Raw genomic sequence first — 25,833 nt, 5'->3', positions numbered from 1 at the left:
CTGCTGTCCGCCACCGAGGACAAGGAAGAGCTGGTGGTGGTCCGTGCCGAACTCCCCGTCTGACACCCCGCGCCGGATCGCCGTCCAGCGCCGCGACCTGCACGCCCTCGAAGCCGTCCTTGGCGAGCAGCCCGGGCACCGCCCGCATCAGCGCGGCCACGTCCCGGCCGGAGCCGGAGGCCATCTCGGCGTGCTCGCGCATCGCGTCGGCGACCCGCGCCTCGGGGGTGCCGGGCCCGGCGGTCAGGAGCCGCGAGGCGGCGCGCGCCAGACCGTGCAGGGAGACGGAGAACAGCGGCGCGCCGCAGCCGTCGACGGTCACCTGGGCGACGCGTCGGCCGGTGAGGTCCTCGACGATCTCGGCGATGGCCTGCTGGAGGGGGTGGGCGGGGTCGAGGTAGTCGTCGAGGGACCAGCCGTTGAGCTTGGCCGTCCAGAGCATGGCGGCGTGCTTGCCGGAGCAGTTCTGCGCGAGCCGGGAGGGCGCACGGCCCTCGCGCACCCAGGCGTCCCGCACCACCGGGTCGAGCGGCATGTCGGGCACGTTGCGCAGGTCGCTCTCGGCGAGTCCGGCGAGCTCCAGGATGCGCCGCGTGCCGGCGAGGTGGCGTTCCTCGCCGGAGTGGCTGGCGGCGGCGAGGGAGAGCAGCTCGCCGGCGAGCGGCAGCCCGGCCCGCACCATGGCCGCGGCCTGGAGGGGCTTGAGCGCGGAGCGCGGGTAGAACGCCGCCTCGATGTCACCGAGCTGGAACTCGACCTCGCCGTCCGCGCCGAGGACGACGACGGAGCCGTAGTGGACGCCCTCCACGATCCCGGCGCGTATGAGGTGGGCGACGGGGGCGTGGCGGGGCTGCCGGACGAGGGGCGCGTCCGCGACGGAGCCGCTGTGCACCATCGACTCGTTCTCCTTCACTTTCACTGTGGGGTCGAGGTGGACCGGTTCACGGGTCACGCGTCGGCTCCGCCTTGCGTGGGGGTGTCCGCGCGCGCGGGGCGCACGATGTCGGTGAGGGTGGTCTCGACCCGGTCGAGGTGGTGGGTCATGGCCTCGATCGCGTCCTGCTCGATACCTTCGGCCAGCGCCTCGACGATGGCCCGATGCTCGCGGTCGGACTGCTCTCGCCGGCCGCCGAGCTCGTTCAGGAAGGCCGACTGGCGGGCCAGCGCGTCCCGGATCTCCTCGATGACCCGGCGGAACACCGGGTTCTGCGCGGCCTCGGCCACGGTCAGGTGGAAGACGGTGTCCATCGCGACCCACGCGGTGGTGTCCGTCTCCCGCTCCATCCTGTCCAGGAGGTGGGTCAGACGGCTGAGGTTCTCCGGGGTGCGGCGCAGCGCCGCGTACCCGGCGACCGGGATCTCGACGTGGCGGCGCACCTCCAGCAGGTCGCTGGCCGAGTAGTCGCCGAAGGTGGGCTCCTCGACGCTGCCGGCGACGACGAAGGTGCCCTTGCCGGTCTTGGCGACGGTCAGCCCCATCGTCTGCAGGGCACGCAGAGCTTCCCGCAGCACGGGCCTGGAGACTTCGAGCGTGCGGCAGAGTTCCGCCTCGGAGGGGAGCTTGTCGCCGATCGCGTACTCACCGCGCTCGATGGCGCCACGGAGGTGGGTGAGCACCGCTTCCATCGCGCTGACGCGCCGCGGGCCGAACCCAGCTGTCTGGCTGTCTGACAGGTTCACGAGGTCGATACTCCGGCCCGCCCGCGGCTCGTGTCAAGGGCGGCCAGGCGGCCTGACGTGCGGGAACCCCCCGTAGCGGCAGGGGGGCCACCTGCACCCCACCTCGGGGGCCCACGCCATTCTGCTGTCGGCAATTCATTCACATACTCAAGGACATGACGCAACCAGTGGTGCTTCCGAGGAACTCGTCCACGCGCGAAGAAACGGGCGACCGACGCGACGGAAGCGACTTCTCCGAACTGTCCCGCCGGATAACCGCGGCCGGGCTTCTGCGGCGCCGTCCGCTGTATTACACCGTGCGTTTCGGAGCGGTGGCCCTCGCTCTTGCGGGAGGTATCGGGGCGTTTCTCATGGTCGGGAACAGCTGGAGTCAGCTGATCGTCGCCGCGCTCCTGGCCGTGGTCTTCGGCCAGCTCGGGCTCGCGGCCCACGACCTCGCCCACCGGCAGGTCTTCTCCCGTCGCCGCGCCAGTGAGGCCGGCGGTCTGCTGGTCGCCGATCTGCTGCTGGGCATGAGCTACGGCTGGTGGATGAACAAGCACACCCGGCACCACGCGAACCCCAATCACGAGGGAAAGGACCCGGACGTCTCCCCCGACATCCTGGTGTGGTCACGGCGCCAGGCACGGGCGGCGAAAGGGCTGCCCCGTTTCGTCGGAAAGCACCAGGCCGCGCTCTTCTTTCCGCTGCTCACCCTGGAAGGGCTGAATCTGAGCTTCAGCAGCTTCAAGGCACTGCGCAATCCGTCGATGAAACGACCCGTTCTCGAGGGGGCGCTGCTGGTCGTCCATTTCGTGTTGTACTTCGGCGCCCTGTTCACCGTCCTCTCCCCCGCCAAGGCGCTCGCGTTCATCGCCGTCCACCAGGGCCTGTTCGGGATCTATCTCGGCTCGGTCTTCGCCCCCAACCACAAGGGGATGCCGATGATCGAGGAAGGGACGCGGCTGGACTTCCTGCGCCGCCAGGTCCTCACCTCGCGCAACGTCCGGGGCGGCGCCCTCGTCGACGCCCTCATGGGCGGGCTCAACTACCAGATCGAGCACCACCTCTTCCCCAGCATGCCGACGCCGGCGCTCGGCAGGGCCCAGATCATCACTGAGCGGTACTGCGCCGAGCTGGGCATCCCATACCACCAGACGGGTCTGCTGGCCTCGCACCGGGAGGCGCTGCGCCATCTCAGAAGTGTCGGGGAGCCGCTGCGCGGGGCCGGTGGCTGACACCTCGCCGGGAGGGTGGGCGGAGGGCCTTCGCGTCCGCCCACCGTCCCCTACGACCACACCGCCGCGCCGATCCCCGCCCCCGCGAACGCCGCGCCGAGACCCACGACCACGCTGCCCACGACGTTGACGACGGCGTAGAGCCTCTCCCCCGTCTCCGCCAGCCGCAGGGTCTCGTACGAGAAGGTCGAGTACGTGGTCAGCGCCCCGCACAGGCCCGTGCCGAGCAGCAGCTGCAGGTGGGAGCTCGCGGCACCGGCGGCTGCCGCGCCGGCCAGCAGGCCGAGGACCGCACAGCCGACGACGTTGACCGTGAAGGTGCCCCAGGGGAAGACGGAGTCGTGCCGGGACCGCACCGCCCGGTCGGTGAGATAGCGCAGCGGGGCGCCGACCATGGCGCCCACGACGACCAGCAGCCAGTTCACGAGGCCTGCCCGCCCTTCCGGCCGGGTGCGTCCCGGCCGCCGTACCTGATGACCTCGCGGTCTCGACGGATCACGGGCCCCTCGGCCACCGGCGGGTCCTCGCTCCCGGACGACAGCCGGGAGGTCTCTCGGACGCAGACGGTCACACGGGTGGCGGTGCCGGTGAGTCGGGTCATCGGCGTCTCCAGGTCAGGAAACGGCGGGTCACGGTCGCCCCGGCCCAGACGGCGGCGAGCGCCGCCACGACGGTGGTGGCCAGGTACGCCGCGGCGGTACCCAGGTGGCCGGAGCCGGACAGCCGCTGGATGTCGACCGCGTACGTCGAGAAGGTGGTGAAGCCTCCGAGCACCCCGGTGCCGAAGAAGGGGCGGGCCAGGCGGGGCACGGCCCGGAGCTCGGTGACGAGCACCATGAACACGCCGATCGCCGCGCAGCCGACGGCGTTGACCCAGAAGGTCGACCAGGGAAATCCGCCGGTCCGCGCGGGCCACCACAGGGCGGCCGCGTACCGGGCCGTGGCGCCGAGCGCGCCACCGACGGCGACCACCGCGACGACGGGCACCTCGGCCCGCCGGCCGGTCCGTCCTGGCGGACGTGTGCCCGGAGGGAGGCTCTCGGTCTCCGGGGATGTCATGGCCGTACGTCTCCTACTCGCCGGGGCCCGGACACACGGGCACCTGCCTTCGCGAACAGGGACCTTTGGCGGCCCCGATGCCACGGTTCGGGTATGGCGGGCCCCACCGCCGCGCCGCGCGCACGCGGCCGCAGTCAATCTAACTCCGTGGCCGCGCCCCCGTCACTTCGGCGCCGGCGCCTCGGACACGGCGACGCCGCGTTCCCGGACGCTGCCCATGACCAGCAGTCCGCCCGCCTCACACACGCTGGTGACCATGCGGAAGCCGGGGCGGCGGTGGGTGAGGTGATGGACGATGTCGCCGCCGTCGTCGAACGCCAGGACGGCGCCCTGGGCCGGTGGGCGGACGGGGACATGCACGGCCGTCCGGGCCGCGGCGCGGCGTACGGTGCCGGGCGCGCGGTGCAACAGGTCGAGGGCGGCCAGGCGCGGGCCGGCCAGCGCCACCCAGAACGGGCCGTCGAGGCCGCCGCGCCAGATGTTGTCGGGCATGCCCGGCAGGTCCTCCGCGAAGGGTTCGTGCTGCCCGGCGCGTGGGCCGGTGAGCCAGTAGCGGGTGAGACGGCACGCGCTGGTCTCGGCGACGACCAGAAACGAGCCGTCCCGGCTCACGGTGAGGCCGTTCGCGAACTGCAGGTCCTCCAGGAGTACTTCGGGCCGCTCGCTGCCGGGTTCCAGCCGCAACAACCGGCCAGTGCCGGTCCGTTCGACCACCTCGCCGATCCAGTGCTCCAGTGGATAGCGGCGGCTGGAGACGGTGAAGCAGACACTGCCGTCCGGCAGGGCGACCGCGTTGCTGCAGAACCGCAGCGGCTCCTTCGCCACCGAGTCGGCGAGGACGCGTACGGTGCCCTGGGTGAGATCGGCGCGCAGCAGCCCGCGTTCGGCGTCGCAGACCAACAGGGCGCCGTCGGGGAGGAGTTCGAGGCCGAGCGGACGGCCGCCGGTCTCCGCGACGGTCACGACCCGGGTCGCCGCGGGATCTGCCAGGCCGTCGAGACGCAGGATGCGGCCGTCCTCGACGCCGGTCAGCACGCGGCCCTGGACGTCGACGACGACGTCCTCCGGGCCGCGCGCGCCGATGTCGACATAGCGGAGCGGCACTAAAGGCGTGGGGGTGTGCATGGGCGGCTGCCCTTCGCGGTCGGAGGTGTGACCCCGGGTGGCTACCCGCTGCGACCCCCGCGCTACCAGCCCTTCTCGAAGATCCGGGCCACCTCGGCGATCCGGACCTCGTCACGGCGGTAGTGGACACGGCGCCGGACGCGCTTGGCGCGCAACATGCCGAGGTTCGTGAGGAGGGTGAGGTGGGTGCGAGCCACCGCGCGCGGCACACCGAGCTTCGCGGCGACGGCGTCGGCGCAGACTCCGTCGGTGACGAGGTCGGCGTACCGCTGGCGCGGGAAGTGGGCGACCGGATCCTTGAGCCATTCCAGGATGCGCAGGCGGGCGTCGCCGGCGGGAGTCCTCAGCATCGCGTCCCCCTCGTTCCGGACCCTCTACGTGGCGTTTCCCCACTGGGGCGCCGGGCAAGCCGCCGCATCCGGCACACCGCCGGAGTTGACCGGGATCGAACGGGCCTTCGACTCAATATCGCGGGATCGGCCGTCACGACCGGGACGGCGCGCCGGACGCGGTCCGCCCATCTGCTCTCGCTCGGGCGGCGGCGGGTCAGGGTGGTCACCGGCCCGCTGGACACGCCGGGTGGTGTCGAGCGGCTCGCCGGATACCGGATCAGCGCCGAGATGGTACGGGTACCGCTCGCCCGGATCGGCGGGGAGGATCCGGCGGCGGTGATCCTGCCCACGGAGCTGGTGAGGCGCGAGTCGACCCAGGTCCCGGCTTCCGCCCGCCGCCGCCCGACCGCTTGCACACGCACTAGTTGCACCTTCAATAAATGGCCGGGGCGGTGTTACGGTGCGGACATGGCAGCGAACACGGTCGGCACCGGTCTGGAGCAGCGGTGGCGGGACATCCTGTCGGTGCACGCCCGCACGATGGGGGAGATCGACCGCGCGCTCCATCCGCACGGGCTCGGCGCGAGCGACTTCGAGGTGCTGGACATCCTCGTGGCCGAGACACCCGAGGCGGGCGACCACTGCCGGGTGCAGAACCTCGTCGGCCGGGTGCACCTGAGTCAGAGCGCCCTCTCCCGCCTCATCGGCCGGCTGGAGAAGGACGGCCTGGTCGAGCGCAACGTCTGCCCGGAGGACCGGCGGGGTGTGTGGGTCTCCCTGACCGACAAGGGCCGCGCCCTGCACGCCGAGGTGCTGCCGCTGCAGCGGGCGGCGCTGCGGCGGACGCTGACCGGCTGAGCCGGACGGGCGCTCTTTCCCCTGATGGGGGGCCACCGCTGGGGTACCTGGTCGTGACGGGCTCCGAGCCTCGGGAAAGCTGCCCACACCGGGCCACCGAACACGAGAGGTGCCGAACATGACCGACTCCGACCCGACCGCACTCACGCTGCTGAGGGAGCGGGCCGACAGCGGCGACCCCGACGCGATCGACGAGCTGGTCGAGCTCGCCGGCGAACGGGGTGACCTGGACGAGCTGCGCCGCCTCGCCGACCGGGGCAGCAGCGCCGCGACCGACCAGCTGATCGAGGTCGCCACCGAGCAGGGCAACCTGGACGAGCTGCGCCGACTGGCCGACGCGGGCAACGCCACCGCCGCCGACCAGCTGCTGGAGCTCACCACCGAGTGACGGCCGCGGCGGATCACAGCACGAACTCGGCCCCGTCGCGAGGACCTCGACACCCGCCTCGCCCGCCAGCGCACGGGCCGCCGAGGCTGGATCGAGCAGAGGGCTCGCGTCGTCGAGGCGGCTGGGGACACGGCGGAGCCCGGGCGGCGGCCCGCAAGCGGTCGGAACCTTGCCGGCCGTCGTGAAGCGGCTTGCGCCCAGCAGCGCGCAGTCGGCGCCCGCGAGCAGCTCGTCCAGCTCCGCGCCCTGGGCGGCCAGGCGGGGGCGTAGACCAGGACACCGCCGGTGGCCAGGTCCTCGATGCGGTACGCCGTCACCCAGCTCTCGTGCGCCGTGCGCCGCGGCAGATACGACGGCGCCGACGTCCCGACGGGGTGCGCGGTGACGACCAGGCCGCCGGAGAGCACGAAGCCGCCGTCGGTGAGGCTGTCGCACCACTCCCAGGGCTCGTACCGGTCGACCATGGCGCGGGCGGGGATGAGCGCGGCGAGGACCGGTGGCGCGGCGTACACCTTCAGGCCCGGACCTCCGCGCGGCTCCGTCAGCCCGGATACGTGCTCGGGTTCGGCGTCCGTCAGCAGCACGCCCCGCACCGGCGTCGACCGGGGCCCGGGCGCCGGCCGGAGCGCGGAGGCGGCGGCGAGCTGGGCGCGGATGTCCGGCGAGGCGTTCAGCAGCCACCAGTCCCGGAAGTTGCCGGTGACGGCCGCCGCTTCCTGGGTCCGGGAGGGCAGCTTGCCGTCACGGGCGGCGCACGGTGCGCAGCCGCGTTCCACCGCGGGAAGCCGCCTGCGGCCGCGGTGCCGAGCAGGACGACCCTCAAGACGACCCCCGACGTCCCTTCGCTGCGGATCCTTTCGCTGGGGTCTTCCCGCCGCGCGGGGCCTGACCGCCCCCGCGCGGCGCTGCATTCCGGCCGACCTCGGCATGCGTCGGCGTGGCGGATCCCGCGTGACGTGGGCGTTCACCCGAGGTGAATCGCCCGGGCTCAGTGCTGCGGCCGGGCCAGCAGGGTCCGTACCCCGTCCGAGGTGAGCGTCAGACCGTGCGACGAGCTGCCGTCGATGGTGAGGGACAGGTCGTCGGAGGGCCACTGCGAGGCCAGGGCGCCCAGCGGCACGAGGCGGTACCGGGAGACGAACGGCAGCAGCTCCGCCATCTCCAGTTCGGAGGTGAACACGGGCACCACCGGCCGCCCGTCCGGTTCCTCCAGCACGGGCAGCGCCACCGCGCCCGGGTCGGCGGCCTCCTCCTCCACGGCGTCGTCCGGCACGGGGATCAGCACGTCGCTGCTCGCGAGCGTGTCCAGCGCCGCCTCGTCCTCGGTGTTCACGACGAGTGCGTCCAGCGCCCGCTGGGCCGGTGTGGGGGTCGGGTCGTTCGCGGGTGTCTCCATGGCGGATTCCCTGATCGTGGGGTTCGGGGGGCCCGCCCGGGCCAAGATCGGTCTCCGGTGCGGCCCTCGACGCGTACCCCGGCGGGGCGCGGACCATGCCCGCCGGGCCGAGGAATCCTCGGTACGGCGTGCCGCCCTGTCCCTGCGCGCGGGGGGTGCGGCACGCCGGAGTGGGCCGCGGCACCGTTTCACTCCCCGTCGGCGGCGAGCAGCGGCGCGAGGTCGGGCGAGGGCCGGCCCGGCGAGGAGGTACGGCCACCTCGCGGGCGCCGAGCCCGCCCGCGACGGCGACCGTGGTGCCCTCCTCCTGGACGCGGAGCACCGCCTCGAGCGAGGCGTCGACGACGTGGCAGCGCCCGGCGGCGTCGAGGGCCACGTCCACCGGGTGGCCGAGCCCTGTGGCACGGAGTGGGGTGTCGTCGCGAGCGGGTGGGGATCGGCCGCGCACCTCGTGCGGCCCGGGCCGATCGCCTCGCCCGTCGCCGGGCGGCCCGAACTCGTCCTCCCGGCGAGCGGCGCGACCCCTACCGCTTCGGGTCGCCCCCTGTCATCCCGCCGGCCCGGCCGGCGCCGTAGTCCAACTGCTGCGCGGTCCTCACCAGCGCGGCGAGAGGGTCACTCGAAGGAGTGCGCGGCACGACCCGGACACCCAGGGTTTTCCGCACACGGAGACGGACCAGCCATCGTGCGGCCGTGATCCCTGTCAACCGTCCTCCCCTTTCCAGCAGTTCGGGGACACCAGCGCCCGGCGGCGCTGTGCGCCAGGGTAATTCGCCATGCCCCGCCACCCTTTCCACCACGTAGAAATATCCACCGGTACGGGCATGGCGAATCCAATCAGACAGCCGGAAATTCGCACAAGATGCGTGTTTCTCGCGCATACGTGCGCGGGGGCACTCCTGTCGTCAGTTGCTGTGGACGCCGACCTCGTACAGCGAGTAGCCCCAGTCGGTGGCCCGGTCCAGTCCCTGGACTCGGACGTACCGGGCGGGTGTCGGGGTGAACCGCGCGGTGTCGAGCCCGCCGTCACCGGCGGTGGTGGACCAGGCGGTCTTCCAGTTCGTGCCGTCGGTGGAGAGCTCGACGCGGTACGAGTTGCCGTACGCCCGCTCCCAGTCGAGCGTGACACGGCCGACCAGGTGGGTGGAGCCGAGGTCGATCCGCAGCCACTGGTCGTCGTTCCAGTCGCTGGCCCAGCGGGTGTCGCGGGCGCCGTCGACGGCGCGGCCCGGCGCGTAGCTGGTGAAGGGGTTCCACTCCGCCGAACTGGCCGTGGTTGAGGCGCCCGAGGCCAGGTTCACGCCGGCCTGGTGCCGCTCGGACGCTCCCCAGGTGCCTAGGTAGGACTCGGCGCCCCGGAAGAGGTCGTCCACGACACGCTCGCCGCCGACCCTGCGGATGTCCTCGATCCAGTCCGGTACGAGGCCGTAGTGCGCGGCGCCGTCGGTGTTGAGGTCCCAGGTCCGTCGGCCGGTGGTCTGCCGGTCGAGGACCGAGCCGCCGTCGACGCTGCGGAACGGGTACTGCACCGGGTTCGGGGCGTCCGCGCCGCGCGGGCCCGGCCAGCCTCCGACGCCGTTCATGTCGGTGCCGTACCCGTAACCCACGCCGTACTTCTCGCGCAGCGCCTCGGTGCGGTCCGCCTCCGCGATGAAGCCCTCGGAGCCGTGCATGTACTGGGCGATGAAGCCGCCGAGGGAGTAGACCCGCTCCGTCCAGTCGAGGTCCATCCAGCTGTGCGAGGACAGCACGCCCGGATACGACTCGGACTCGAAGATGTCGAGGACCCGGCCGGTGGCCTTGACGCTCATGTGGTCGATCTCGAGCATCATCCCGCGTTGCATCATGCCGCGTACGGCGTACTCACCGAGTGCGGTGAGGCCGCGGACGTTGCACTGGGCGTCCGCGTTGTAGGAGGGCACGTCCACCCCGGCCGGGAGTTCCTTCTCGGCCGCGGGGGCCGCCGCGCCGCCGATGGGGTTGTCGTGCTGCGGGCCCGTGCACTTCTCCGTCCTCCAGAAGGTGCCGGTCGACAGGAACTGGCCGACGTTGATCGCCGTCCCGAGGGTGCCCGAGTCGAAACGGACGCCGCAGAGCGCGTTGTCGAACTTGTGGCACAGGAACATGCTGCGCACGCCGAGGGCGTACAGCTCGTCGAGGCCCTTGTCGATGTCCTCCTTGCTGCACTGCGCGATGTCCAGGACCTGCTTGCAGCCGAAGGGTTCGGAGGTCTCGACGCCCAGGACGACCGCCAGCTTGCCCTGCTCGATGACCTGGCGGGCCTGCGCGCTGTCGGTGACGATCCGGAACCAGCCCTTGCCGGGCCCGCCGTACATCTTGTCGACGTAGGCCTGGAGGTCGTACGTCAGCTTGGCCTGCAGCCGGATCGACGTCATCTCGTCGCAGCTGCGGTCCTTGAAGAAGTACACCGAGCAGATCACGCCGTTGGTGACGAGGTCGTTGACCATGACGCGCTGGCCGCCGCGCCAGGCGCGCTCCACCCAGGCGTAGTAGTTCTGCTGGTGGGTCAGCGAGTCGTGCGCGGGCCAGTCCTCGAAGGTGGGCCAGCCCACCGGGTCGTGCTTGCCGTCACCGCCGTTGGTGATGAAGTCGAAGACGGCGAGCGAGCCGTCGGGGTAGTGCTCGGGGCAGTCCTTGAGGGCGTCGGCGACACCGGCCTCGGAGAAGGTCTTGCCGCAGATGAGCCGTCCGCCGAACGCCTCGTTGGAGAACATGTGGTTGTGCGCGTCGACGAAGCCGCGCACCTTGCCCTGGGCGTCGGTGCCGGTGAACGGCTCGCCGGTGACGTTGATCCGGGAGTCCGGGGCGGGCCGTGCGCCGGGGGTCCACCAGTCGGTCCCGGCGGCCGAACTCGGCGCGGGGCCGAGGACGGTGGCGAGCACGAGGAGCAGCAGCGACACGACGGTGACGTGCCTGCGGCGGCGGTTCGGGCTTCGTGGAGCCAGGGTCATTACCCACGTCCCTCGGTCGGCGGGATTGGCACGGTCGCCAGGGCCCTTCTGGGGCCGCTACTGACGGGTTGTCATGAACGGCGCGATATGCGTCGAGGATGGCCAGCGGTGCATTGGACGTCAAGAGCCGCGCGTGGGACAGCCGTTGGGCAGTACTGGTACTCCCGTGCCCCGGTCCGCCGGACGTCTCGGCGCACCGGGGCACGGACCGATGTCCGTCAGGTCAGCTGTCGGGACACTCCTTCCAGGCGAGGTGGTAGATGGTGCTGATGTCCCCGTCGGTCGAGTCCATCGTCATGAAGCTGGTCTCGGCCGGGTTGGAGCTGCCCACGCTGACCCGCAGCTCGGTGTTGATGTTGAAGTTGCGCTGGACGCCGCAGGGTGCCCAGACCAGCTGGGCCCAGTCGGTGGTGTCGGTGGCCTGCCAGTTGTCGTTGTAGGGGCCGCGGAAGGGGTGGCTTCTGAACTCCGTGTTCGAGGAGCCCTGGAAGTAGTACGAGGCCCGCTGGACGCTGCTCGCACCCCGCTGGAGGGCGGCGAAGCCGCGGTAGTCGGCGCTGGCGACGGCGTACGTGAAGCCCTGCGGCACATGGACGATCAGGTTGAGCTGGCAGTTCTTGCGGAACGCGGTGGGGTCGGAGCCGCCGCCGACCTGGGCGAGGTACTCGCTGTAGGTCACCGTGAAGGCCGTGTTGTCCGGCGAGACGGCGACGGCGGCGGTGCCCTGCGGGCAGCCGGAGCCGTTGACGGTGGCGACCTTGATGACGATGCGGTCCGGGGGCGGGTCGACGATGCCGGTCGACGGGCCCTGCGCGGGTACCGCCGTGGCGAGCAGCGCACCGATCGCGCTGCTCATGAGCAGGCCAGCAGCCATGGTTCTCCCATCTGTGCTTCTTCGAGGCCTGGGTGCGGCCCCTGAGCCGGGGGGTGGCAACCACGACGGTTCAGTCATGAACATGTCAACGTTGCACCTGTTCATGGCGAACCGATCGCGCCCCGACCCCCGGGAGGCACCTGTGAAGACGCTGTGAAGGTCGGGAGCGCTCGCATCGTAGGGGCCTGGTCGTTCGGGCGGCCAGGGCTGGATCCGGACATCCCCGCAGGAGTGACCGAACCGCCCCCGCTTCGCACGCGAACGTTCCGGCGCCGGCCGGCGTCATAGCGGTAGCCGCCCAAGAGGTCGAAGGGACTGCCGCCACGACGAGTGCACGCCTGGGCAACCGTGCCGTGTTCGCTCCTGCACTGATCGCCGGGCTGATGTGCGCGACCACCGCCTGCGGCAGCGGCACCTCACAGGGCGCGGCGACCTGGGAGGAACCCTCCTCGTACAGCTACACGCTCCGGTCGACCGAAGGCGAGCGGGCGTTGATCGGGACGTTCCGCGTGAGCGTCGAGGACGGCGAGGTCGCGACGGCGGCCGGCCTGGACGACAGCGGACGGCGGGTGGTCGGGCAGAACCTCGACGCGGTGCCCACCATCGGCGAGTTGCTGGACGAACTCGATCAGGCCCGGCAGGACGGCGCGGACACGGCCGAGATCGAGTACGCGACGGACGGGCATCCGCGGCGCATCGTCCTCGACCGGGACTTGCGGGCCATCGACGACGAGGCGGTGTACGTCATCAGCGCGTACCAGCCGGACGCCCGGTGAGATGAGGTGCTGAGGGCCGCTACGGCGTACCCGGGGCCGGACCCGTCCCCCGCAGCTGCTGAACGGTCCCGCCGAGCCGCGAGCGCGACGACTCCAGCATCTCCGGCTTCGCACTGACCACCCAGCGCGAACCGACGAGATGCTTCCCCCCGTACACACTGGCCTCGTCCAGCCACGTCCGCTTGAACCGCTCCTCGGGGAACGTGGTGATGAGGTAGTCGGCCTTTGCTGCTCGCACTGGGATACGGAGGGACGGCGGGGGCTGTTCAACGCGCGGGCCGTGAACTCCCCGCCTCGCCGAACCCGCTCCGATCTGCGGCGACTGACAGCCCGTGCGCATGGGTAGCTCTCCAGTCGCACATAATGTGCAAGTACGATCGGCCAGCAACAAGAGTGTGAGGCTCATGACGACCCGTCGAACAAGAGGTGCCGCCGTCGTGGCGGCGATGGCGGCCGGGGTCGCCGCCTGTTCCGCACCCGGCGAGGGCGGCGCCGACGGCAGTTCCGCCGACTCCGTAGTGATCGGCGTGGGCTCCGAGCCGGACACGCTCAGCCCGTTGCTCGGGTACGGCAAGGACGGCAACTCCAAGATCTTCGACGGGCTGCTCGCCCGGGACGCCGACCTGAAGCTGAAGCCCGCCCTGGCCACGTCGCTCCCCGAGGTCGGCGACGACGGCCTGACCTACACGTACACCCTGCGCGACGGCGTGAGGTTCAGCGACGGGGAGCCGCTGACGCCCGCCGACGTGGTCTTCACCTACCGCACCGTCCTGGACGAGAAGACCAACAACACGGCCAGAAGCGAACTGGACGCCGTCAAGGACGTCCGGGCGAGCGGCGACGACAAGGTCGTCTTCACGCTGAAGTACCCCTACGCGCCCTTCGCCGGGCGCACGGTGCTGCCCATCGTGCCCGAGCACATAGCGGGCGGGCAGGACCCCAACACCGGCTCCTTCAACACGAAGCCGGTCGGCACCGGACCGTACGTGCTCTCCGCCTGGAGCAAGGGCGAGAAGCTCACCTTCAAGGCGAACCCGGACTACTGGGGCGGCGCGCCGAAGGTGAAGACGTTCACCATGGCGGTCATCGGGGACGACGACGTACGCGCCACCCGGCTGCGCTCCGGCGACCTGGACGGCGCGGTACTGCCGCCGAACCTCGCCGCCACCTTCAAGAAGGACGACGGCGCGAAGTCGTACGAGGCGAGGTCCTACGACTTCCGCGCCGTCGCCCTCCCGAGCGCCGGGAAGGTCACCGGCGACCGCGCGATCCGGCAGGCGCTGGACGCCGCCGTGGACCGCGAGGCGATGGTCGACAAGATCCTCGACGGCGCCGGCACACCGGCCTACGGGCCGCTGCCCGTCGACGATCCCTCCTTCGCCAAGGAGATCGAGCGCCCGCAGGACCTGAACAAGGCCCGGCGGATCCTCGACGCCGCGGGGTGGACGGCAGGCCGGGACGGCATCCGCGCCAAGGGCGGGCAGCAGGCCGCGTTCACCCTGCTCTACCCCTCCGGCGACAAGGTCCGCCAGGACCACGCCCTCGCCTACGCCTCCGACGCCAAGAAGGCCGGCATCGCCGTGACGGTGGAGAGTGCCACCTGGGAGGTCATCGAACCGCGGATGAAGGACACCGCGGTCCTCGCGGGCTTCGGCAGCACCGGCGACCCCGACTTCGGCCTCTACACCCTGCTGCACTCCTCGCTCGCCGGCGACGGCTTCAACAACATGGCCCGCTACGACAACCAGGCCGTGGACGAGGCACTGGACACCGGCCGCCGCATCCAGGAACCGGACGAGCGCGAGGCCGCGTACCGGACGGTCCAGCGCGAGCTGGTGAAGGATCCCGGCTACACGTTCCTCACCCACATCGACCACCTCTACGTGCTCGCGGACCGCTGGGACGGGCTGACCACGCAGCTCGAACCGCACGAGCACGGCTTCGCCAGCGGCCCCTGGTGGAACATCGAGGACTGGCAGCCCACGTCGTGACGCCACTGCCCTGGGGGGCGATGGCACGTCTGGCGGGACGGCGGACCCTGTTCGCCGTCCCCGTGCTGCTCGTCGTGACGTTCGGCGTGTTCGCCATCGCCGCCGCCTCCCCCTTCGACCCCGTCAAGGCGTACGCCGGCACGGCCGCGCTCGGTGCCGACCAGGAGACGCTGGACCGGTTGCGGGACAACCTCGGCGTGGACCGGTCGTTCCCGGCCCGCTGGTGGGAGTGGCTGACCTCCGCGCTCACCGGCGACCTCGGCCACTCCAGCGTGCTGCGGCAGCCGGTGGCCCAGGTGATCGGCGAACGCCTGGTGTGGTCCTCGCTGTTGTGCGCGGTCGCGTTCGTCGTGGCCGTGCTCGCTGGGACGGTGCTCGGGGTGCTCGCCGCCCGCCGCCCCGGATCGCTGCTCGACCGGGCCGTCACCTCGCTCGCGTACACCCTGGAGGCCGCGCCGGTCTTCTGGATCGCCCTGCTCGCCGTGTGGCTGTTCGCCCTGCAACTCGACGTGCTCCCGGCGGGTGGACTGACCGACACGGCGAGCGAACGGGTCACCCCCGGTCAGGTCGCGAGCCACCTCGTCCTGCCCGCCGGAGTGCTCGCCGTCTCCCAGCTCCCCTGGTTCGCCCTGTACGTACGGCAAGGGGTCGGCGACGCGCTGGCGGAGGACCCGGTCCGGGGCGCCCGCGCCCGGGGACTGGGCGAACGCACCGTCCTGATCGGGCACGCCCTGCGCTCGGGGCTGCTGCCGGTGCTGACCCTGATCGGCTCCCGCGTTCCCGAACTCATCACCGGGGCGCTGCTGGTGGAGAGTGTCTTCAGCTGGCCGGGCATCGCCGCGGCCACCGTCGAGGCGGCCACCGCCGTCGACTTCCCGCTGCTCGCCGCACTGACCACGCTCGCGACCGCCGCCGTCCTGGTCGGCAACCTCGTCGCGGACCTGCTCTACGGCCTGTTCGACCCGAGGGTGAAGCTCAGTGACATGTGACCGTGGTGATTCCCATGGCTGAAACCGCGACCGAGACCGACCCACGGGCCGGGACCGAGTGGCGGGCCGCCGGCACCGCCCGCCGCTCGACCCGCACGCTGCGGGTGCGGGCCTCCGCCACGCTGGTGGCCCTGACCGTCCTCGCCGTCCTGCTCGTCCCACCGCTGGTGCAACTCGACCAGCAGGCCGTCGACCTGGCGGCCAAGCTGCAACCGCCGTCCTGGACGCACCCCTTCGGCACCGACGACGTCGGCCGGGACCTGCTGCTGCGCTGCGTGTACGGGCTGCGGGTCTCGCTGCTCGTCGGCGTCGCGGCGGCACTGACGGCGACCGTGGTCGGCACCGCCGTCGGGGCCACCGCCGGCGCCCTGGGCGGCTGGTTCGACCGGGGCATCATGCGCCTGGTCGACACCTTCTCTTCCGTACCTCATCTGCTGCTCGGCATTTTCATCGTCGCCATGTTCCGGCCCGGTGTCTGGCCGGTGGTCGTCTCGGTCGCGCTCACCCACTGGCTGTCGACCGCGCGCATCGTCCGGGCCGAGGTGCTCTCGCTGCGCTCCCGCCCGTACATCGACGCCGCCGTCTCCGGGGGCGCCTCGCGGTGGCGGGTGACGGTACGACACCTGCTGCCCGCTGTGCTGCCGCAGGCCGCGCTGGCCGCCGTGCTGATGGTGCCGCACGCCATGTGGCACGAGTCGGCCCTGTCCTTCCTCGGGCTCGGGCTGCCCACGCACACCGCGAGCCTGGGCACCCTCATCCAGAGCGCGCGCGGCTCGCTGCTCGCCGGGCAGTGGTGGCCGACCCTCTTCCCCGGCCTGTTCGTCATCGTGCCCACCCTCGCCGTCGCCGGGCTGGCCGGCGCCTGGCGGGAGCGGATCAACCCCCGCCGCCGATCGGAGCTGATGCTGTGACCGAGCGACCGCCACGGCGACCGGCCGGACGACCGGCTCCTCACCTGCCGCCACGACCCGCCGGCCAGCCACCCGTGCTCTCGGTGCGCGGCCTCTCGGTGCGCTTCCGTATGCCCGGCGGGCGCCATGTCGCCGCCGTCACCGACGCGCACTTCGACGTGGCGGCGGGCGAGTGCCTGGCCCTGATCGGCGAGAGCGGCTGCGGCAAGTCCGTCCTCGCGTCCGCCCTGCTGGGCCTGCTCCCGGCCAACGCCCGGACGGCCGGCGAGGCCCGGCTCGGCGACCTCGACCTGCTCTGCGCCGACGAACGGACCCTGGCACGCCGTGTCCGCGGCCGCCGGATCGGGCTCATTCCACAGAGCCCGGCCGCGCACCTCACCCCCGTGCGCACGATCCGTTCCCAACTGGAGGAGACGATCAGGGAGCTGACCGGCGTCCGGGGCCGGGGCGCGCTGCGCGCGGCCGCCGAGTCGGCCGCCGGGCGCGCGGCGTTCCCCCTGGACCACCTCGACCGCCACCCGCATCAGCTCTCCGGCGGCCTCGCCCAGCGCGCCGCCACCGCGCTCGCCCTCGTCGGCGACGCCCCGCTGCTGCTCGCCGACGAGCCGACGACCGGGCTGGACCGCGACCTGGTGGACCGTACGGTCGACGAACTGCGCCGCCACGTCGACAGCCCGGACGGCACAGGAGATTCCGGACGCGCACTGCTGATGATCACCCACGATCTGGCGGCGGCCGAGCGCATCGCCGACCGGATCGCCGTGATGTACGCGGGCCGTATCGTCGAGATCGCCGACGCCACGGCGTTCTTCGGCTCCCCCGGCCCCCGTCACCCCTACAGCCGCGGCCTCCTCCAGGCCCTCCCCGACCGCGCCTTCACGCCCGTTCCCGGCCTGCCCCCGGAGCTCGGCGACCTCCCCGGCGGCTGTGCCTTCGCCCCGCGCTGCGACCGGGTCACCGACAGCTGTGCCGTACTGCCGCCCCTGGCCCAGGCGGTCGCCTGCCATCACCCGCTCACGGGTCACGGCCCCGAGAAGCCGCGCCCCGCCGCTCCGGCTCCCGAGGACATCCGTGCTTGAACTACGCGCCGTCACCGCCGGATACGACCGCAGCGCACCCGTCGTGCGGAACGCCTCCCTGGCCGTCGCGCCGGGCGAGGCCGTCGGCCTGCTCGGCCCCAGCGGCTGCGGCAAGTCCACCCTCGCCCGGGTCGCCGCCCTACTGCACCGCCCCGACTCCGGCACGCTGCTCCTGGACGGCCAACCGGTACGGCGGTGGCGTCACCGCGCACCCCGCGAGCTGCGCACCGCTTTCGGGGTCGTCTTCCAGCAGCCCCGGCTCTCCGCGGACCCCCGCCTGCGGCTCGCCGACCTGATCGCCGAACCCCTGCGCGCCACCGGCCGGCGCGAGGAGATCCCGGCACGGGTCGGCGAGCTGGCCACGGCGGTGGGCCTGACCCCCGACCTGCTGGGCAGGCAGCCCCATGAGGTCAGCGACGGGCAGCTCCAGCGCGCGTGCCTCGCCCGTGCCCTGGTGCTGCGCCCCCGCTGGCTGGTGTGCGACGAGATGACCGCGATGCTCGACGCCTCCACGACCGCCGCGCTCGTCGCGGTCGTCGAGGAGTACCGCGCCACCACCGGCGCGGGTCTGCTCGCCGTGGGACACGACCGCACGCTCCTGCACCGCTGGTGCGATCGCACGGTCCCCTGGGAAACGGTGTGCGCGGGGGAGCTGGTGACCGTGGGCGAGCCGGTGACCGTGGGCGAGCGCCGCTCCGGCGAATCCTGAACCCTCGCGTCCGCCACGTGTGGCACACGCCACATCCCGGGATCGAGAGGGGCCGGAACCCGGAGACGGTCCGGCCCGACTGCTCTTGCTGGGAGGTGCGTCTGTGACGACGGGTCGGAGCGGGACGGGGACTGCGGCCGAGGTGGGCAAGGCGGGGGCGAAGGGCACGGTCCCTGCGCTGACCGCGCTGCTGACCTGCGCCATGGCCTTCTCGATGGTGCAGTTGTTCCTGCTGGGGGCGCTGGGTCCGCGGCTGGTGACGGAACTCGGCGTCTCCCCCACCGTGCTGGGGCTGACGACGACCGTCGGGTTCGCGACGGCGACCGTGCTCTCCCCCGCCGGTGGGCGGGTGGTGGACCGGGTCGGCCCGCGTCGGTGTCTCGTCGCGCTGCTGGCGGTGTCGGCGCTCGCGCTGGCGCTCGTCGGCGCGGCACCCGGCGCCGGTTTCCTGCTGGCGGCGGTCGCGCTCGGCGGAGTGCCGCAGGCGCTGGCCAACCCTGCGACGAACAAGGCGATCCTGGCCGTCGTACCGCCCGCCCGGCGTGGCTCGGTGACGGGGATGAAGCAGTCGGGGGTCCAGCTCGGGGCGTTCGCGGCGGGGCTGCCGCTCGCGGCACTCGCCGCCGTCGCGGGATGGCGGGGAGCGGTCTGGACGGCGGCGGGTGCCGCGGTCGTGGCGGCCGTGTGGGCGGCGCGTGTCCTGCCCGGTGATCCGCCCGCGAAATCCACGCCGGCGGCGGGGGTGCCGCGCGGCACGATCGCCTGGCTGATGGTCTTCTCCCTGCTGCTGGGCTGTGGCATCGCCTCCGTGAACACCTATCTGGCGCTCTACGGCGCGCAGCGGCTCGGCCTCGGTGCCACGGCGGCGGGCGCGCTGGTGGCCGTGCTGGGCGTGGCGGGGATCGCCGGGCGGGTCGGCTGGTCGAAGCTCGCCGGCCGCCCCGGCCGGTCCGTGTGGTTGCCGGGTCTGCTGGCCGCGGGGGCGGTGCCGGCGGCGCTGCTGCTCGCCCTCTCCTCGTACGCGCCCGCGCTCGCCTGGGCCGCCGCGGTGGCCGTGGGGGTGTTCGCGGTGTCCGCCAACGCGGTCTCGATGGTCCTGGTGATGCAGCGCGCCGCTCCCGGCCGGGCGGGCCAGGACTCCGCACTGGTCTCCGCCGGGTTCTTCGCCGGGTTCGCGATCGGGCCGCCGGTGTTCGGTCTGCTGGCGGAGGCCGGCCGCTACGGCGCCGGATGGGGGCTCGTGGCGGGCGAGTTCGCGGGCGCGGGCGTGGTCGCCGGGCTGTGGGCGCTGCGTGGACGTCGCGGGGGCGACGGGGCGTGAGCGCCCACGCCCCGGCCGCGACCCCCGCGTGGGCCGCTCCGGCCCTCGCCCGCGTACTCGGCCGGGTCGCCGTCACCCGCGCGGCGGTCGGCGACCGCTTCCCGCTGTTCGCCGGGCCGGACGACGGGACGTGGACGACGACCGGGCGCGGCTCGTGGACCGGCGGCTTCTGGGCGGGGCTGCTGTGGCTGCGCGCCCGGTACACCGGTGCTCCGGCGGACCGGGACGCCGCGCGGCTGTGCACCGCCCGGCTCGCGGGCTGGGCCGAGTCGGACACCGCCACTCGGGGGCTCATCTTCTGGTACGGCACCCTTCTGGCGGCCGACGGTGAACTGGGCCTGCGGGAACGGGCGGCCCTGGCCTGCCGGGACTCCTTCGACGCGGAACTGGGCCTGGTGCCCTGGGGTTCGGCGTTCGGCGGGCCGCGCATGCTCGCCCGCGCGGACGGCGTGCCGGGGCTGGTGCCGCTGCTCGCCACGGTGGACGCGGAGGCGGCCGTGACCCATCTGCGGCGCCACCTCGACCTCTGCCTCGGGCAGCGGCCCCGGCACTGGGCGTGGCAGCACGACCCGAGGCGGGGCTGGACCGCCCGGGAGGATCCGCCGCCGGGGTGGAGCCGGGGGCCGGCCTGGCTGCTGCTGGCCGTGGCCGAGGCCGTACGTCATGCGGGTGTGGGCGAACTCGGGGAGGTGGCGGCCGGATTGACACCGGACGCCCTCGTGCCGCTCGCCGACGCGGCGCGGCTCGAGGGCCCGTACGACACCTCGGCGGCCGCCGTCACCGCCACGGCGTTGCTGCTGCTCGGGCACGGGAGCAGGGCCGTCGCCGTCCTCGACGAGCTGGTCCGCTCCCATCTGACCGGCGACGGCCGCCTGATGGACGGCTGCTACGACCTCGCCTCCGGCACGGCCGTCGCGCACGAGCTGATCTGGGGCGACTTCTTCCTCGCCTACGCCCTCGCACTACTCACCGGCCTCACCGAGCCCACGTAGCGCCGACCCCGGATGGCGCGGAGCAGGCGTCGCGGCGAGCCGCAATGGCGCGGAGCAGGCGTCGCGGCTAGCCGCTACGGCGCGGAGCGCGTGACGCGGCGAGCGCGCATCGCGAGGAGCCGCGAGCCGGCGTCCCGGCGATGCCGCCGAGCGCGTATCGCGCCGAGCCCGCAGGACGTGGAGTCCGCGTGGTGCCGAGCCCGCACAACGGCGAGCGCGTATCGCGGCGGAGTCCGCATAACGCCGAGCCCGTATGACGCCGAGCCGGTTCGCGGCGAGTACGCAGCGCGCCGCGCGCGGCGAGTACGCAGCGCGCCGCGCCGGGTCCGGCCAAGCCCGCATCGCGGAGAGCCCGCATCGCGGCACGGCCGGGCGGCGTGCCGTCCGGCTAGGGAGGGCCCGTTCGCAGCACTCGTCGGGCGACCGAGGTGATGTGCAGTTCGTCCGGGCCGTCCAGGATGCGTGCGGCGCGGCCGGTGCGCAGGAGCCCGGGCAGCGGGGTGTCCGGGCCCAGCCCCTCCGCGCCGTACACCTGGATCGCCGCGTCGGCCACCTGCTGGAGCGTGCGGGCCGCCGCCACCTTGGCCAGGCCCACCTCCACGTGGGCGTCGAGCCCCGCGTCCAGCAGGCCCGCGGCCTCGTGGACGAGCGGCCGGGTGGTGCGCAGGGCCAGCAGGGACTCGAAGATGTGGCGCTGGACCAGCTGGAGTTCGCCGAGCGGACCGCGGGAGCTGGTGCGGGACAGGGCGCGTTCCCGCATCAGGGCGAAGGCGCGTTGCGCCTGTCCGAGCCAGCGCAGACAGCGCAGTGTGCGGCCGAGCTGGAGCCGCTCGCCCGCGACGGCCAGGGCCCTGCCGCGCTCACCGACCAGGTGGTCGGCGTCGACCGTCACCTCGTCCAGTGCGATCTCGTACTGGCCCGCCGCGCCCAGCACCGGCAGGTCGCGCGTCACGTGGAAGCCGGCCGAACCGGTGGGCACCAGCAGCGACAGCCCGTCCCGGTCCGGGGCCCAGCCGTCGGTCCGCGCCAGCACCGTGACGAGGTCGGCGTCCGCGGCCCCGCTGGTGAACCACTTGCGGCCCCTGAGCCGCCAGGCCCCGTCCCTGCCCTGTTCGGCGCTGGTGGCGGTGCGGAAGGGGTCGGTGCCGGGGACGTCGGGTTCGGTCATGGCGTAACAGGCCCGCAGATCCCCGGCGACCAGCGCGCGGACGTACGTCTCGCGGACGCGTGGGCTCCCGTGCCGCCACAGCATCAGGGCGTCCAGCAGCGACGCCGAACCGAGTACCGCCGGGCCGTGGTCGCTCGCCCCCTCGGCCTCGGCGACATGCGCGTACGCCCCGAACGGCAGTCCCTGACCACCCAGTTCGACCGGGTGGGGCATCGCCCACAGCCCGGCATCCTTCGCCTCCTTCCGGAGCCGGGCCAGCACTGCGCTCGCCTCCGGCCCGCCCCCGTCCAGCACCCGCTCATGGGGCATGACCCGCGTGCGGACGAACTCCGCCACCCGGTCCCGCAACTCCACATAATCCGGCGGACATTGAGGCTCACCCCGCGTCGCTCGCACCACTTTCCTCCGCTCCCGTGGGAACTCCGGCCCTCGCCGGTCCGACTGCTCTTGTCGTGGAACAGGTCGGGGGCGACCGCCCCCGGGTTCCCGAGCGTCAGGAAGGAAAGGCATGGCACCTCCAGCCACACCCGTCACCCTGCGCACGGCCCGGCCGCTTGAGGGACTGCGCAGGGAGTCCTCGGGTCCGCCGGGCCCGGCGGACGGGCTCGTCACGGAGCATCTGCGGCTGCTCGGCGCCGACGGCGACGGCCGTTCCGGTGGCCGGTTCGCCCTCTCCGGGTGGCGGTCCGGGCCTGAGGCGGTCACTGCCCGTACGACATGGGGCGACGGTGTCGTCGACGAGGCGACCGTGCAGGCGGCGACCGGCGTCATGGCCGTGCACGGTCGTCGTGACGGCGCTCCCCGCGGCCTCGCCGTCGACTACGCGGCCACCGCCACCGGCGTCCTCACCGTGCAGGCGCTGCTGGCCGGACTGCTGGCGCAGACCCGCGGGGGACGCCTCCCCGGCGCGCACGTGAGCGCGGAGCGGGCCGGCCTGCTGGCGGTCTCGCAGTACGTGGCCGCCGCAGGGGCCGAGGAGGGCGAGGCCGCCGAACTCGCGCCGGGCGGACCTCCGTTCAGGGCGGCGGACGGCACGCTCTTCGAGCTGGAGACGCTCGACCCCGGCGGCTGGGCCGCGTTCTGGCGGGCGCTCGGCGCGCCCGAGGAGGCGATACGGCGCGGCTGGCGGCCCTTCCAGTTCCGGTACGCGACCGCCTGCGCCCCCTTCCCGCGCGTGCTGCACGAGAGCGTGCGGGCGTTCTCGTGGGAACGGGTCCGGGAGGCCGCCGGGGGCGCCGGCGTGGACGTGTGCCCGCTGTCGTCGCTCGCCCGGCGTGCCACCGAGAACGACGGAGCGCCGCCGTGGGAACTCGTACCGCACCAGGCGTCGTACGCCGGGACGACGGCACCGGTGGACGTCCCGCCCGCCGGGACGACGGCCCCCGTCGACGCCCCACTCGCCGGGCTGACCGTCCTGGAGGCGGGGCGCCGCATCCAGGCGCCGCTCACCGCCCATCTGCTGGGCCTGCTGGGCGCGGAGGTCGTCCGGATCGAGCCGCCGGGCGGGGATCCGCTGCGGGGGATGCCGCCCACCTGCTCGGGGGTCTCGGCACGCTGGCTGGCGCTCAACCGGGGCAAGAAGGCAGTCGAGGTGGACATCAAGTCGGCGGCGGACCGCGAGCGGCTGTGCGAGCTGGCGGCGGGCGCCGATGTGTTCCTGCACAACTGGGCGCCGGGCAAGGCGGCCCAGCTCGGCCTGGACCACGAGCACCTGGCCGTCGCCAACCCGGCGCTGGTCTACGCGTGCACGAGCGGCTGGGCCGGCCGGCTGCCCGGAGCGCCCATGGGCACCGACTTCATGGTGCAGGCCCGTACCGGGGTCGGTGAGGCCGCCCGGCCCGCCGACGAGCCGCCGGCACCGTCGCTGATGACCCTGCTCGACGTGCTGGGCGGCCTGCTGGGCGCCGAGGCGGTGCTGGCCGGCCTGCTGCTGCGGGAGCGCACGGGGTGCGGGGTGCGGGTGGACTCGTCCCTGCTCGGTGCCTCCGACGTGCTCACCGCGCCTGCCCGCGCCCGTGCGGGGCGGGGGCTGGACCCCCGGCGGCCGGCGGGCTTCCGCCGTCCGCTGCCGACGGCGGACGGCTGGATCGCCCTTCCGGACCAGGCGGCGATCCGCCGCGACCTGCGCGCGCTGTCCACCGCACAGGCGCTGGAAGACCTGCGGGGCCGCGGGCTCGCGGCCGTCCCGGTCGTCACCGACCTCTCCGACCTGCTCACCACCGGCTCGATCAGCCGCGACGCGCACGGCGCCCCCGCCGTCCCCGACCCCTGGAGCTTCGCATGACCGTCACCCTGCACGACCTGCTTCCCGCCCAGCTGCGCCGTTCCTGGGCCGTCGAGGGCACCTGCCCCGACCTCGACCTGTACAGCCTCTACCGCGCCCACCAGATCGCCGACCTGCACCGCACGGCGATCCTCGACGCCAAGGGAAAACTCTGTTACACCGCGCTGGACCGCAAGGCCCGATGTCTCGCCGCCGGCCTGTCAGGGCTGGGCATACGCGCCGGTGACGTGGTCGGCATACAACTGCCGAACGGCCGGAACGCCGTCATCGCCGACCTGGCGCTGGCCGCCCTGGGCGCCGTCGCGCTGCCCTTCCCGGTGGGCCGCGGCGGGCGGGAGGCGGCGTCGCTGCTCGCCAGATCGGAGGCGGTCGCGGTCATCGCCGCCGCCGAGCACCGGGGCAACCACCACGCGGCCGACCTGCTGGCCCTGGCCGGTGAACTGCCCGCCCTGCGCGCCGTGGTCGCGGCCGGGCCCGGCACCCCACCCGAGGGTGCCGTCGCGCTGTCCGAGCTGCTGCGCACCGACCCGAGGTCCTTCGCCCCGGCCCGCCCGCACCCCGACTCCGCCGCGCGCATCCTCGTCTCCTCCGGCTCCGAGGCCGAGCCGAAGATGGTGGCGTACTCGCACAACGCGCTGGCCGGCGGGCGCGGCAACTTCCTCGCCTCCCTGATGACCGGCGGGCAGCCGCCGCGCTGTCTGTTCCTGGTGCCGCTGGCCTCCGCGTTCGGCAGCAACGGCACCGCCGTCGCGCTCGCCCGGCACGGCGGCACCCTCGTCCTGCTCGACCACTTCACGCCGGAGTCCGCGCTGGAGGCGCTCGCCGCGCACCGGCCCTCCCATGTCCTCGGCGTGCCGACCATGATCCGGATGATGCTGGACCGCGTCGCCGAGCACGGCCGGCCGGAGTTCACCGCGCCCACCGCCCTGGTGGTCGGCGGCTCCCCGCTGGACGAGACCACGGCCGAGGAGGCGCGGCGCGTCTTCGGCTGCCCCGTCGTCAACCTGTACGGCTCGGCCGACGGCGTCAACTGCCATACGGGACTGGCGGCCGAGGACACGGGAAGTGCGGGGCCGGGCATCCTCGCGGGCCACCCCGACCCGCGCGTCGCCGACATCCGCATCGCCTCGCCCGGCACCCGCGAACTGCGGGAGCTGCCGAGCGGCACGGTCGGCGAGATCGTGGCCCGCGGCCCGATGACCCCGCTGTGCTACGTCGCCGCCCCCGACCTCGACGCCCGCTACCGCACCGACGACGGCTGGGTGCGCACCGGCGACCTCGGCCTGCTCCAGGAGGACGGCACCCTGCGGGTCGTCGGCCGGCTCAAGGACGTGGTGATCCGCGGCGGGGCCAACATCAGCCCCGCGGAGGTGGAGGCCGAGCTGGCGAGCCATCCGCTGGTGCGGGACGTGGTATGTGTCGGCGTGCCCGATCCGCTGATGGGCGAGCGGCTCGCGGCCTGCGTGGTGCCGCGCGAGAACCGTACGCCCACGCTCGGCGAGCTGTGCGCCCATCTCGGCAGGCGGGGGCTGGAGCAGCGCAAGCACCCCGAACGGCTGCTGGTGATGGCCGAGTTGCCGCTCACCCCGGCGGGCAAGCCCGACCGTGCCGGACTGCGGGAACGATTCGCCGCGCAGCCGGGTCCGGAGCAGCCGCTGGCCCCGGCCGGCTGAGTCCGCCAGGCGCCGAGGGGGCCGCCCGGCGCGGGCGGC

At 73.4% G+C, this 25,833-nt stretch carries 24 protein-coding genes and 2 pseudogenes; 13 read left to right on the top strand and 13 right to left on the bottom strand.

Annotated elements, in window-relative coordinates:
* Together AB0O67_RS26220 and AB0O67_RS26215 are read right to left on the bottom strand one after the other, a co-directional pair.
* Positions 1-892 (bottom strand): asparaginase (locus AB0O67_RS26220; RefSeq protein ID WP_365454666.1); only part of this gene is annotated, 892 nt, incomplete at its 3' end.
* 56 nt (positions 893-948) lie between these two features.
* Positions 949-1,626, bottom strand: coding sequence for a FadR/GntR family transcriptional regulator (locus AB0O67_RS26215; protein WP_365454663.1), 678 nt, complete (start codon positions 1,624-1,626; stop codon positions 949-951).
* Between the two features lie 209 nt (positions 1,627-1,835).
* Here AB0O67_RS26215 and AB0O67_RS26210 point away from each other — a divergent pair, with 209 nt between their 5' ends.
* Positions 1,836-2,897: an acyl-CoA desaturase gene (locus AB0O67_RS26210; RefSeq protein ID WP_365454657.1), complete on the top strand. Its 1,062-nt coding sequence runs from the start codon at positions 1,836-1,838 to the stop codon at positions 2,895-2,897.
* A gap of 50 nt (positions 2,898-2,947) precedes the next feature.
* Here the strand turns inward: AB0O67_RS26210 and crcB (AB0O67_RS26205) are convergent, their stop codons facing one another.
* The 5 genes from crcB (AB0O67_RS26205) to AB0O67_RS26185 all read right to left on the bottom strand — a co-directional run bounded on the left by crcB (AB0O67_RS26205) (position 2,948) and on the right by AB0O67_RS26185 (position 5,431).
* Positions 2,948-3,322 carry a fluoride efflux transporter CrcB gene (gene crcB / locus AB0O67_RS26205; protein WP_365454654.1) on the bottom strand — a complete coding sequence of 125 codons (375 nt, stop codon included), beginning with the start codon at positions 3,320-3,322 and terminating at the stop codon, positions 2,948-2,950.
* On the bottom strand, positions 3,319-3,498 hold the full coding sequence (locus AB0O67_RS26200) for a hypothetical protein (protein ID WP_365454651.1): 180 nt from the start codon (positions 3,496-3,498) through the stop codon (positions 3,319-3,321). Before AB0O67_RS26200 ends, crcB (AB0O67_RS26205) begins: the two co-directional genes overlap by 4 nt.
* Positions 3,495-3,956: a fluoride efflux transporter CrcB gene (gene crcB, locus AB0O67_RS26195; protein WP_365454648.1), complete on the bottom strand. Its 462-nt coding sequence runs from the start codon at positions 3,954-3,956 to the stop codon at positions 3,495-3,497. The genes AB0O67_RS26200 and crcB (AB0O67_RS26195) overlap by 4 nt, the downstream gene beginning before the upstream one ends.
* 162 nt (positions 3,957-4,118) lie before the next feature.
* Positions 4,119-5,081, bottom strand: a complete 963-nt coding sequence (locus AB0O67_RS26190; protein WP_365454645.1) for an SMP-30/gluconolactonase/LRE family protein — start codon at positions 5,079-5,081, stop codon at positions 4,119-4,121.
* A gap of 62 nt (positions 5,082-5,143) precedes the next feature.
* The gene (locus tag AB0O67_RS26185; RefSeq protein WP_365454642.1) at positions 5,144-5,431 is read right to left on the bottom strand and encodes an ArsR family transcriptional regulator; all 288 of its coding nucleotides are present in this window, start codon (positions 5,429-5,431) and stop codon (positions 5,144-5,146) included.
* Positions 5,432-5,881: 450 nt separating this feature from the next.
* On the opposite strand from AB0O67_RS26185, the gene AB0O67_RS26180 reads away from it, so the two are divergent.
* Both AB0O67_RS26180 and AB0O67_RS26175 read left to right on the top strand, forming a co-directional pair.
* Positions 5,882-6,271, top strand: coding sequence for a MarR family transcriptional regulator (locus tag AB0O67_RS26180; RefSeq protein WP_365454639.1), 390 nt, complete (start codon positions 5,882-5,884; stop codon positions 6,269-6,271).
* A 118-nt stretch (positions 6,272-6,389) separates the two neighbouring features.
* A complete protein-coding gene (locus AB0O67_RS26175) occupies positions 6,390-6,659 on the top strand; it encodes a hypothetical protein (RefSeq protein WP_365454636.1) in 270 nt (89 codons plus the stop codon).
* Positions 6,660-6,979: 320 nt separating this feature from the next.
* On the opposite strand, the pseudogene AB0O67_RS26170 reads toward AB0O67_RS26175, so the two are convergent.
* The 4 genes and pseudogenes from AB0O67_RS26170 to AB0O67_RS26155 all read right to left on the bottom strand — a co-directional run.
* Positions 6,980-7,570: pseudogene (locus AB0O67_RS26170) on the bottom strand (MBL fold metallo-hydrolase); the annotation flags it as partial.
* 77 nt (positions 7,571-7,647) lie between these two features.
* Complete coding sequence (locus AB0O67_RS26165) at positions 7,648-8,055, bottom strand: SseB family protein (RefSeq protein ID WP_365454633.1); 408 nt, start codon at positions 8,053-8,055, stop codon at positions 7,648-7,650.
* 905 nt (positions 8,056-8,960) lie between these two features.
* Positions 8,961-11,027 (bottom strand): discoidin domain-containing protein, encoded by a 2,067-nt coding sequence (locus AB0O67_RS26160; protein WP_365454630.1) that lies wholly within the window; start codon positions 11,025-11,027, stop codon positions 8,961-8,963.
* Positions 11,028-11,250: 223 nt separating this feature from the next.
* Positions 11,251-11,901 carry a DUF4360 domain-containing protein gene (locus AB0O67_RS26155; protein ID WP_365454627.1) on the bottom strand — a complete coding sequence of 217 codons (651 nt, stop codon included), beginning with the start codon at positions 11,899-11,901 and terminating at the stop codon, positions 11,251-11,253.
* Between the two features lie 353 nt (positions 11,902-12,254).
* On the opposite strand from AB0O67_RS26155, the gene AB0O67_RS26150 reads away from it, so the two are divergent.
* Positions 12,255-12,677, top strand: a complete 423-nt coding sequence (locus AB0O67_RS26150; protein ID WP_365454624.1) for a DUF6174 domain-containing protein — start codon at positions 12,255-12,257, stop codon at positions 12,675-12,677.
* Positions 12,678-12,696: 19 nt separating this feature from the next.
* Here the strand turns inward: AB0O67_RS26150 and AB0O67_RS26145 are convergent.
* Positions 12,697-12,903 (bottom strand): annotated as a pseudogene (locus tag AB0O67_RS26145) (hypothetical protein); the annotation flags it as partial.
* Positions 12,904-13,081: 178 nt separating this feature from the next.
* On the opposite strand from AB0O67_RS26145, the gene AB0O67_RS26140 reads away from it, so the two are divergent.
* The 7 genes from AB0O67_RS26140 (at position 13,082) to AB0O67_RS26110 (ending at position 20,669) form a co-directional block, all read left to right on the top strand.
* Positions 13,082-14,668: an ABC transporter substrate-binding protein gene (locus AB0O67_RS26140; protein WP_365454621.1), complete on the top strand. Its 1,587-nt coding sequence runs from the start codon at positions 13,082-13,084 to the stop codon at positions 14,666-14,668.
* Positions 14,669-14,688: 20 nt separating this feature from the next.
* Entirely contained in the window at positions 14,689-15,657 is a 969-nt protein-coding gene (locus AB0O67_RS26135) for an ABC transporter permease (protein WP_365454618.1), read from the top strand.
* Between the two features lie 14 nt (positions 15,658-15,671).
* Entirely contained in the window at positions 15,672-16,568 is an 897-nt protein-coding gene (locus tag AB0O67_RS26130; RefSeq protein WP_365454615.1) for an ABC transporter permease, read from the top strand.
* A gap of 110 nt (positions 16,569-16,678) precedes the next feature.
* Complete coding sequence (locus AB0O67_RS26125; protein ID WP_365454660.1) at positions 16,679-17,647, top strand: ABC transporter ATP-binding protein; 969 nt, start codon at positions 16,679-16,681, stop codon at positions 17,645-17,647.
* On the top strand, positions 17,640-18,356 hold the full coding sequence (locus AB0O67_RS26120; protein ID WP_365454612.1) for an ATP-binding cassette domain-containing protein: 717 nt from the start codon (positions 17,640-17,642) through the stop codon (positions 18,354-18,356). Before AB0O67_RS26125 ends, AB0O67_RS26120 begins: the two co-directional genes overlap by 8 nt.
* A gap of 103 nt (positions 18,357-18,459) precedes the next feature.
* On the top strand, positions 18,460-19,677 hold the full coding sequence (locus AB0O67_RS26115) for an MFS transporter (protein ID WP_365454609.1): 1,218 nt from the start codon (positions 18,460-18,462) through the stop codon (positions 19,675-19,677).
* Positions 19,674-20,669: a sugar ABC transporter permease gene (locus AB0O67_RS26110; protein WP_365454606.1), complete on the top strand. Its 996-nt coding sequence runs from the start codon at positions 19,674-19,676 to the stop codon at positions 20,667-20,669. Before AB0O67_RS26115 ends, AB0O67_RS26110 begins: the two co-directional genes overlap by 4 nt.
* Positions 20,670-21,057: 388 nt before the next feature.
* On the opposite strand, the gene AB0O67_RS26105 is transcribed toward AB0O67_RS26110, so the two are convergent.
* Positions 21,058-22,236, bottom strand: coding sequence for an acyl-CoA dehydrogenase family protein (locus tag AB0O67_RS26105; protein WP_365454603.1), 1,179 nt, complete (start codon positions 22,234-22,236; stop codon positions 21,058-21,060).
* A gap of 109 nt (positions 22,237-22,345) precedes the next feature.
* Here AB0O67_RS26105 and AB0O67_RS26100 point away from each other — a divergent pair, with 109 nt between their 5' ends.
* Together AB0O67_RS26100 and AB0O67_RS26095 are read left to right on the top strand one after the other, a co-directional pair.
* Positions 22,346-24,121, top strand: coding sequence for a CoA transferase (locus tag AB0O67_RS26100; RefSeq protein ID WP_365454600.1), 1,776 nt, complete (start codon positions 22,346-22,348; stop codon positions 24,119-24,121).
* Positions 24,118-25,794, top strand: coding sequence for a class I adenylate-forming enzyme family protein (locus tag AB0O67_RS26095; RefSeq protein ID WP_365454597.1), 1,677 nt, complete (start codon positions 24,118-24,120; stop codon positions 25,792-25,794). The genes AB0O67_RS26100 and AB0O67_RS26095 overlap by 4 nt, the downstream gene beginning before the upstream one ends.
* The last annotated feature ends 39 nt before the right edge of the window (positions 25,795-25,833 follow it).

The sequence above is a fragment of the Streptomyces sp. NPDC086077 genome (assembly GCF_040686175.1).
Taxonomy (GTDB): Bacteria; Actinomycetota; Actinomycetes; order Streptomycetales; family Streptomycetaceae; genus Streptomyces.
Note: the sequence above shows the minus strand (reverse complement) of the source record. Positions and strands in the feature narration are given on the sequence as shown.

Bases quoted from the DNA above. Each gene is read 5' to 3' on its own strand.
- AB0O67_RS26215 (WP_365454663.1), bottom strand. From the start codon at position 1,626: ATGGAAGCGGTGCTCACCCACCTCCGTGGCGCCATCGAGCGCGGTGAG.
- AB0O67_RS26210 (WP_365454657.1), top strand. From the start codon at position 1,836: ATGACGCAACCAGTGGTGCTTCCGAGGAACTCGTCCACGCGCGAAGAA.
- AB0O67_RS26200 (WP_365454651.1), bottom strand. From the start codon at position 3,498: ATGACCCGACTCACCGGCACCGCCACCCGTGTGACCGTCTGCGTCCGA.
- crcB (WP_365454648.1), bottom strand. From the start codon at position 3,956: ATGACATCCCCGGAGACCGAGAGCCTCCCTCCGGGCACACGTCCGCCA.
- AB0O67_RS26190 (WP_365454645.1), bottom strand. From the start codon at position 5,081: ATGCACACCCCCACGCCTTTAGTGCCGCTCCGCTATGTCGACATCGGC.
- AB0O67_RS26185 (WP_365454642.1), bottom strand. From the start codon at position 5,431: ATGCTGAGGACTCCCGCCGGCGACGCCCGCCTGCGCATCCTGGAATGG.
- AB0O67_RS26180 (WP_365454639.1), top strand. From the start codon at position 5,882: ATGGCAGCGAACACGGTCGGCACCGGTCTGGAGCAGCGGTGGCGGGAC.
- AB0O67_RS26175 (WP_365454636.1), top strand. From the start codon at position 6,390: ATGACCGACTCCGACCCGACCGCACTCACGCTGCTGAGGGAGCGGGCC.
- AB0O67_RS26165 (WP_365454633.1), bottom strand. From the start codon at position 8,055: ATGGAGACACCCGCGAACGACCCGACCCCCACACCGGCCCAGCGGGCG.
- AB0O67_RS26160 (WP_365454630.1), bottom strand. From the start codon at position 11,027: ATGACCCTGGCTCCACGAAGCCCGAACCGCCGCCGCAGGCACGTCACC.
- AB0O67_RS26155 (WP_365454627.1), bottom strand. From the start codon at position 11,901: ATGGCTGCTGGCCTGCTCATGAGCAGCGCGATCGGTGCGCTGCTCGCC.
- AB0O67_RS26140 (WP_365454621.1), top strand. From the start codon at position 13,082: ATGACGACCCGTCGAACAAGAGGTGCCGCCGTCGTGGCGGCGATGGCG.
- AB0O67_RS26135 (WP_365454618.1), top strand. From the start codon at position 14,689: ATGGCACGTCTGGCGGGACGGCGGACCCTGTTCGCCGTCCCCGTGCTG.
- AB0O67_RS26130 (WP_365454615.1), top strand. From the start codon at position 15,672: ATGGCTGAAACCGCGACCGAGACCGACCCACGGGCCGGGACCGAGTGG.
- AB0O67_RS26125 (WP_365454660.1), top strand. From the start codon at position 16,679: ATGCCCGGCGGGCGCCATGTCGCCGCCGTCACCGACGCGCACTTCGAC.
- AB0O67_RS26100 (WP_365454600.1), top strand. From the start codon at position 22,346: ATGGCACCTCCAGCCACACCCGTCACCCTGCGCACGGCCCGGCCGCTT.
- AB0O67_RS26095 (WP_365454597.1), top strand. From the start codon at position 24,118: ATGACCGTCACCCTGCACGACCTGCTTCCCGCCCAGCTGCGCCGTTCC.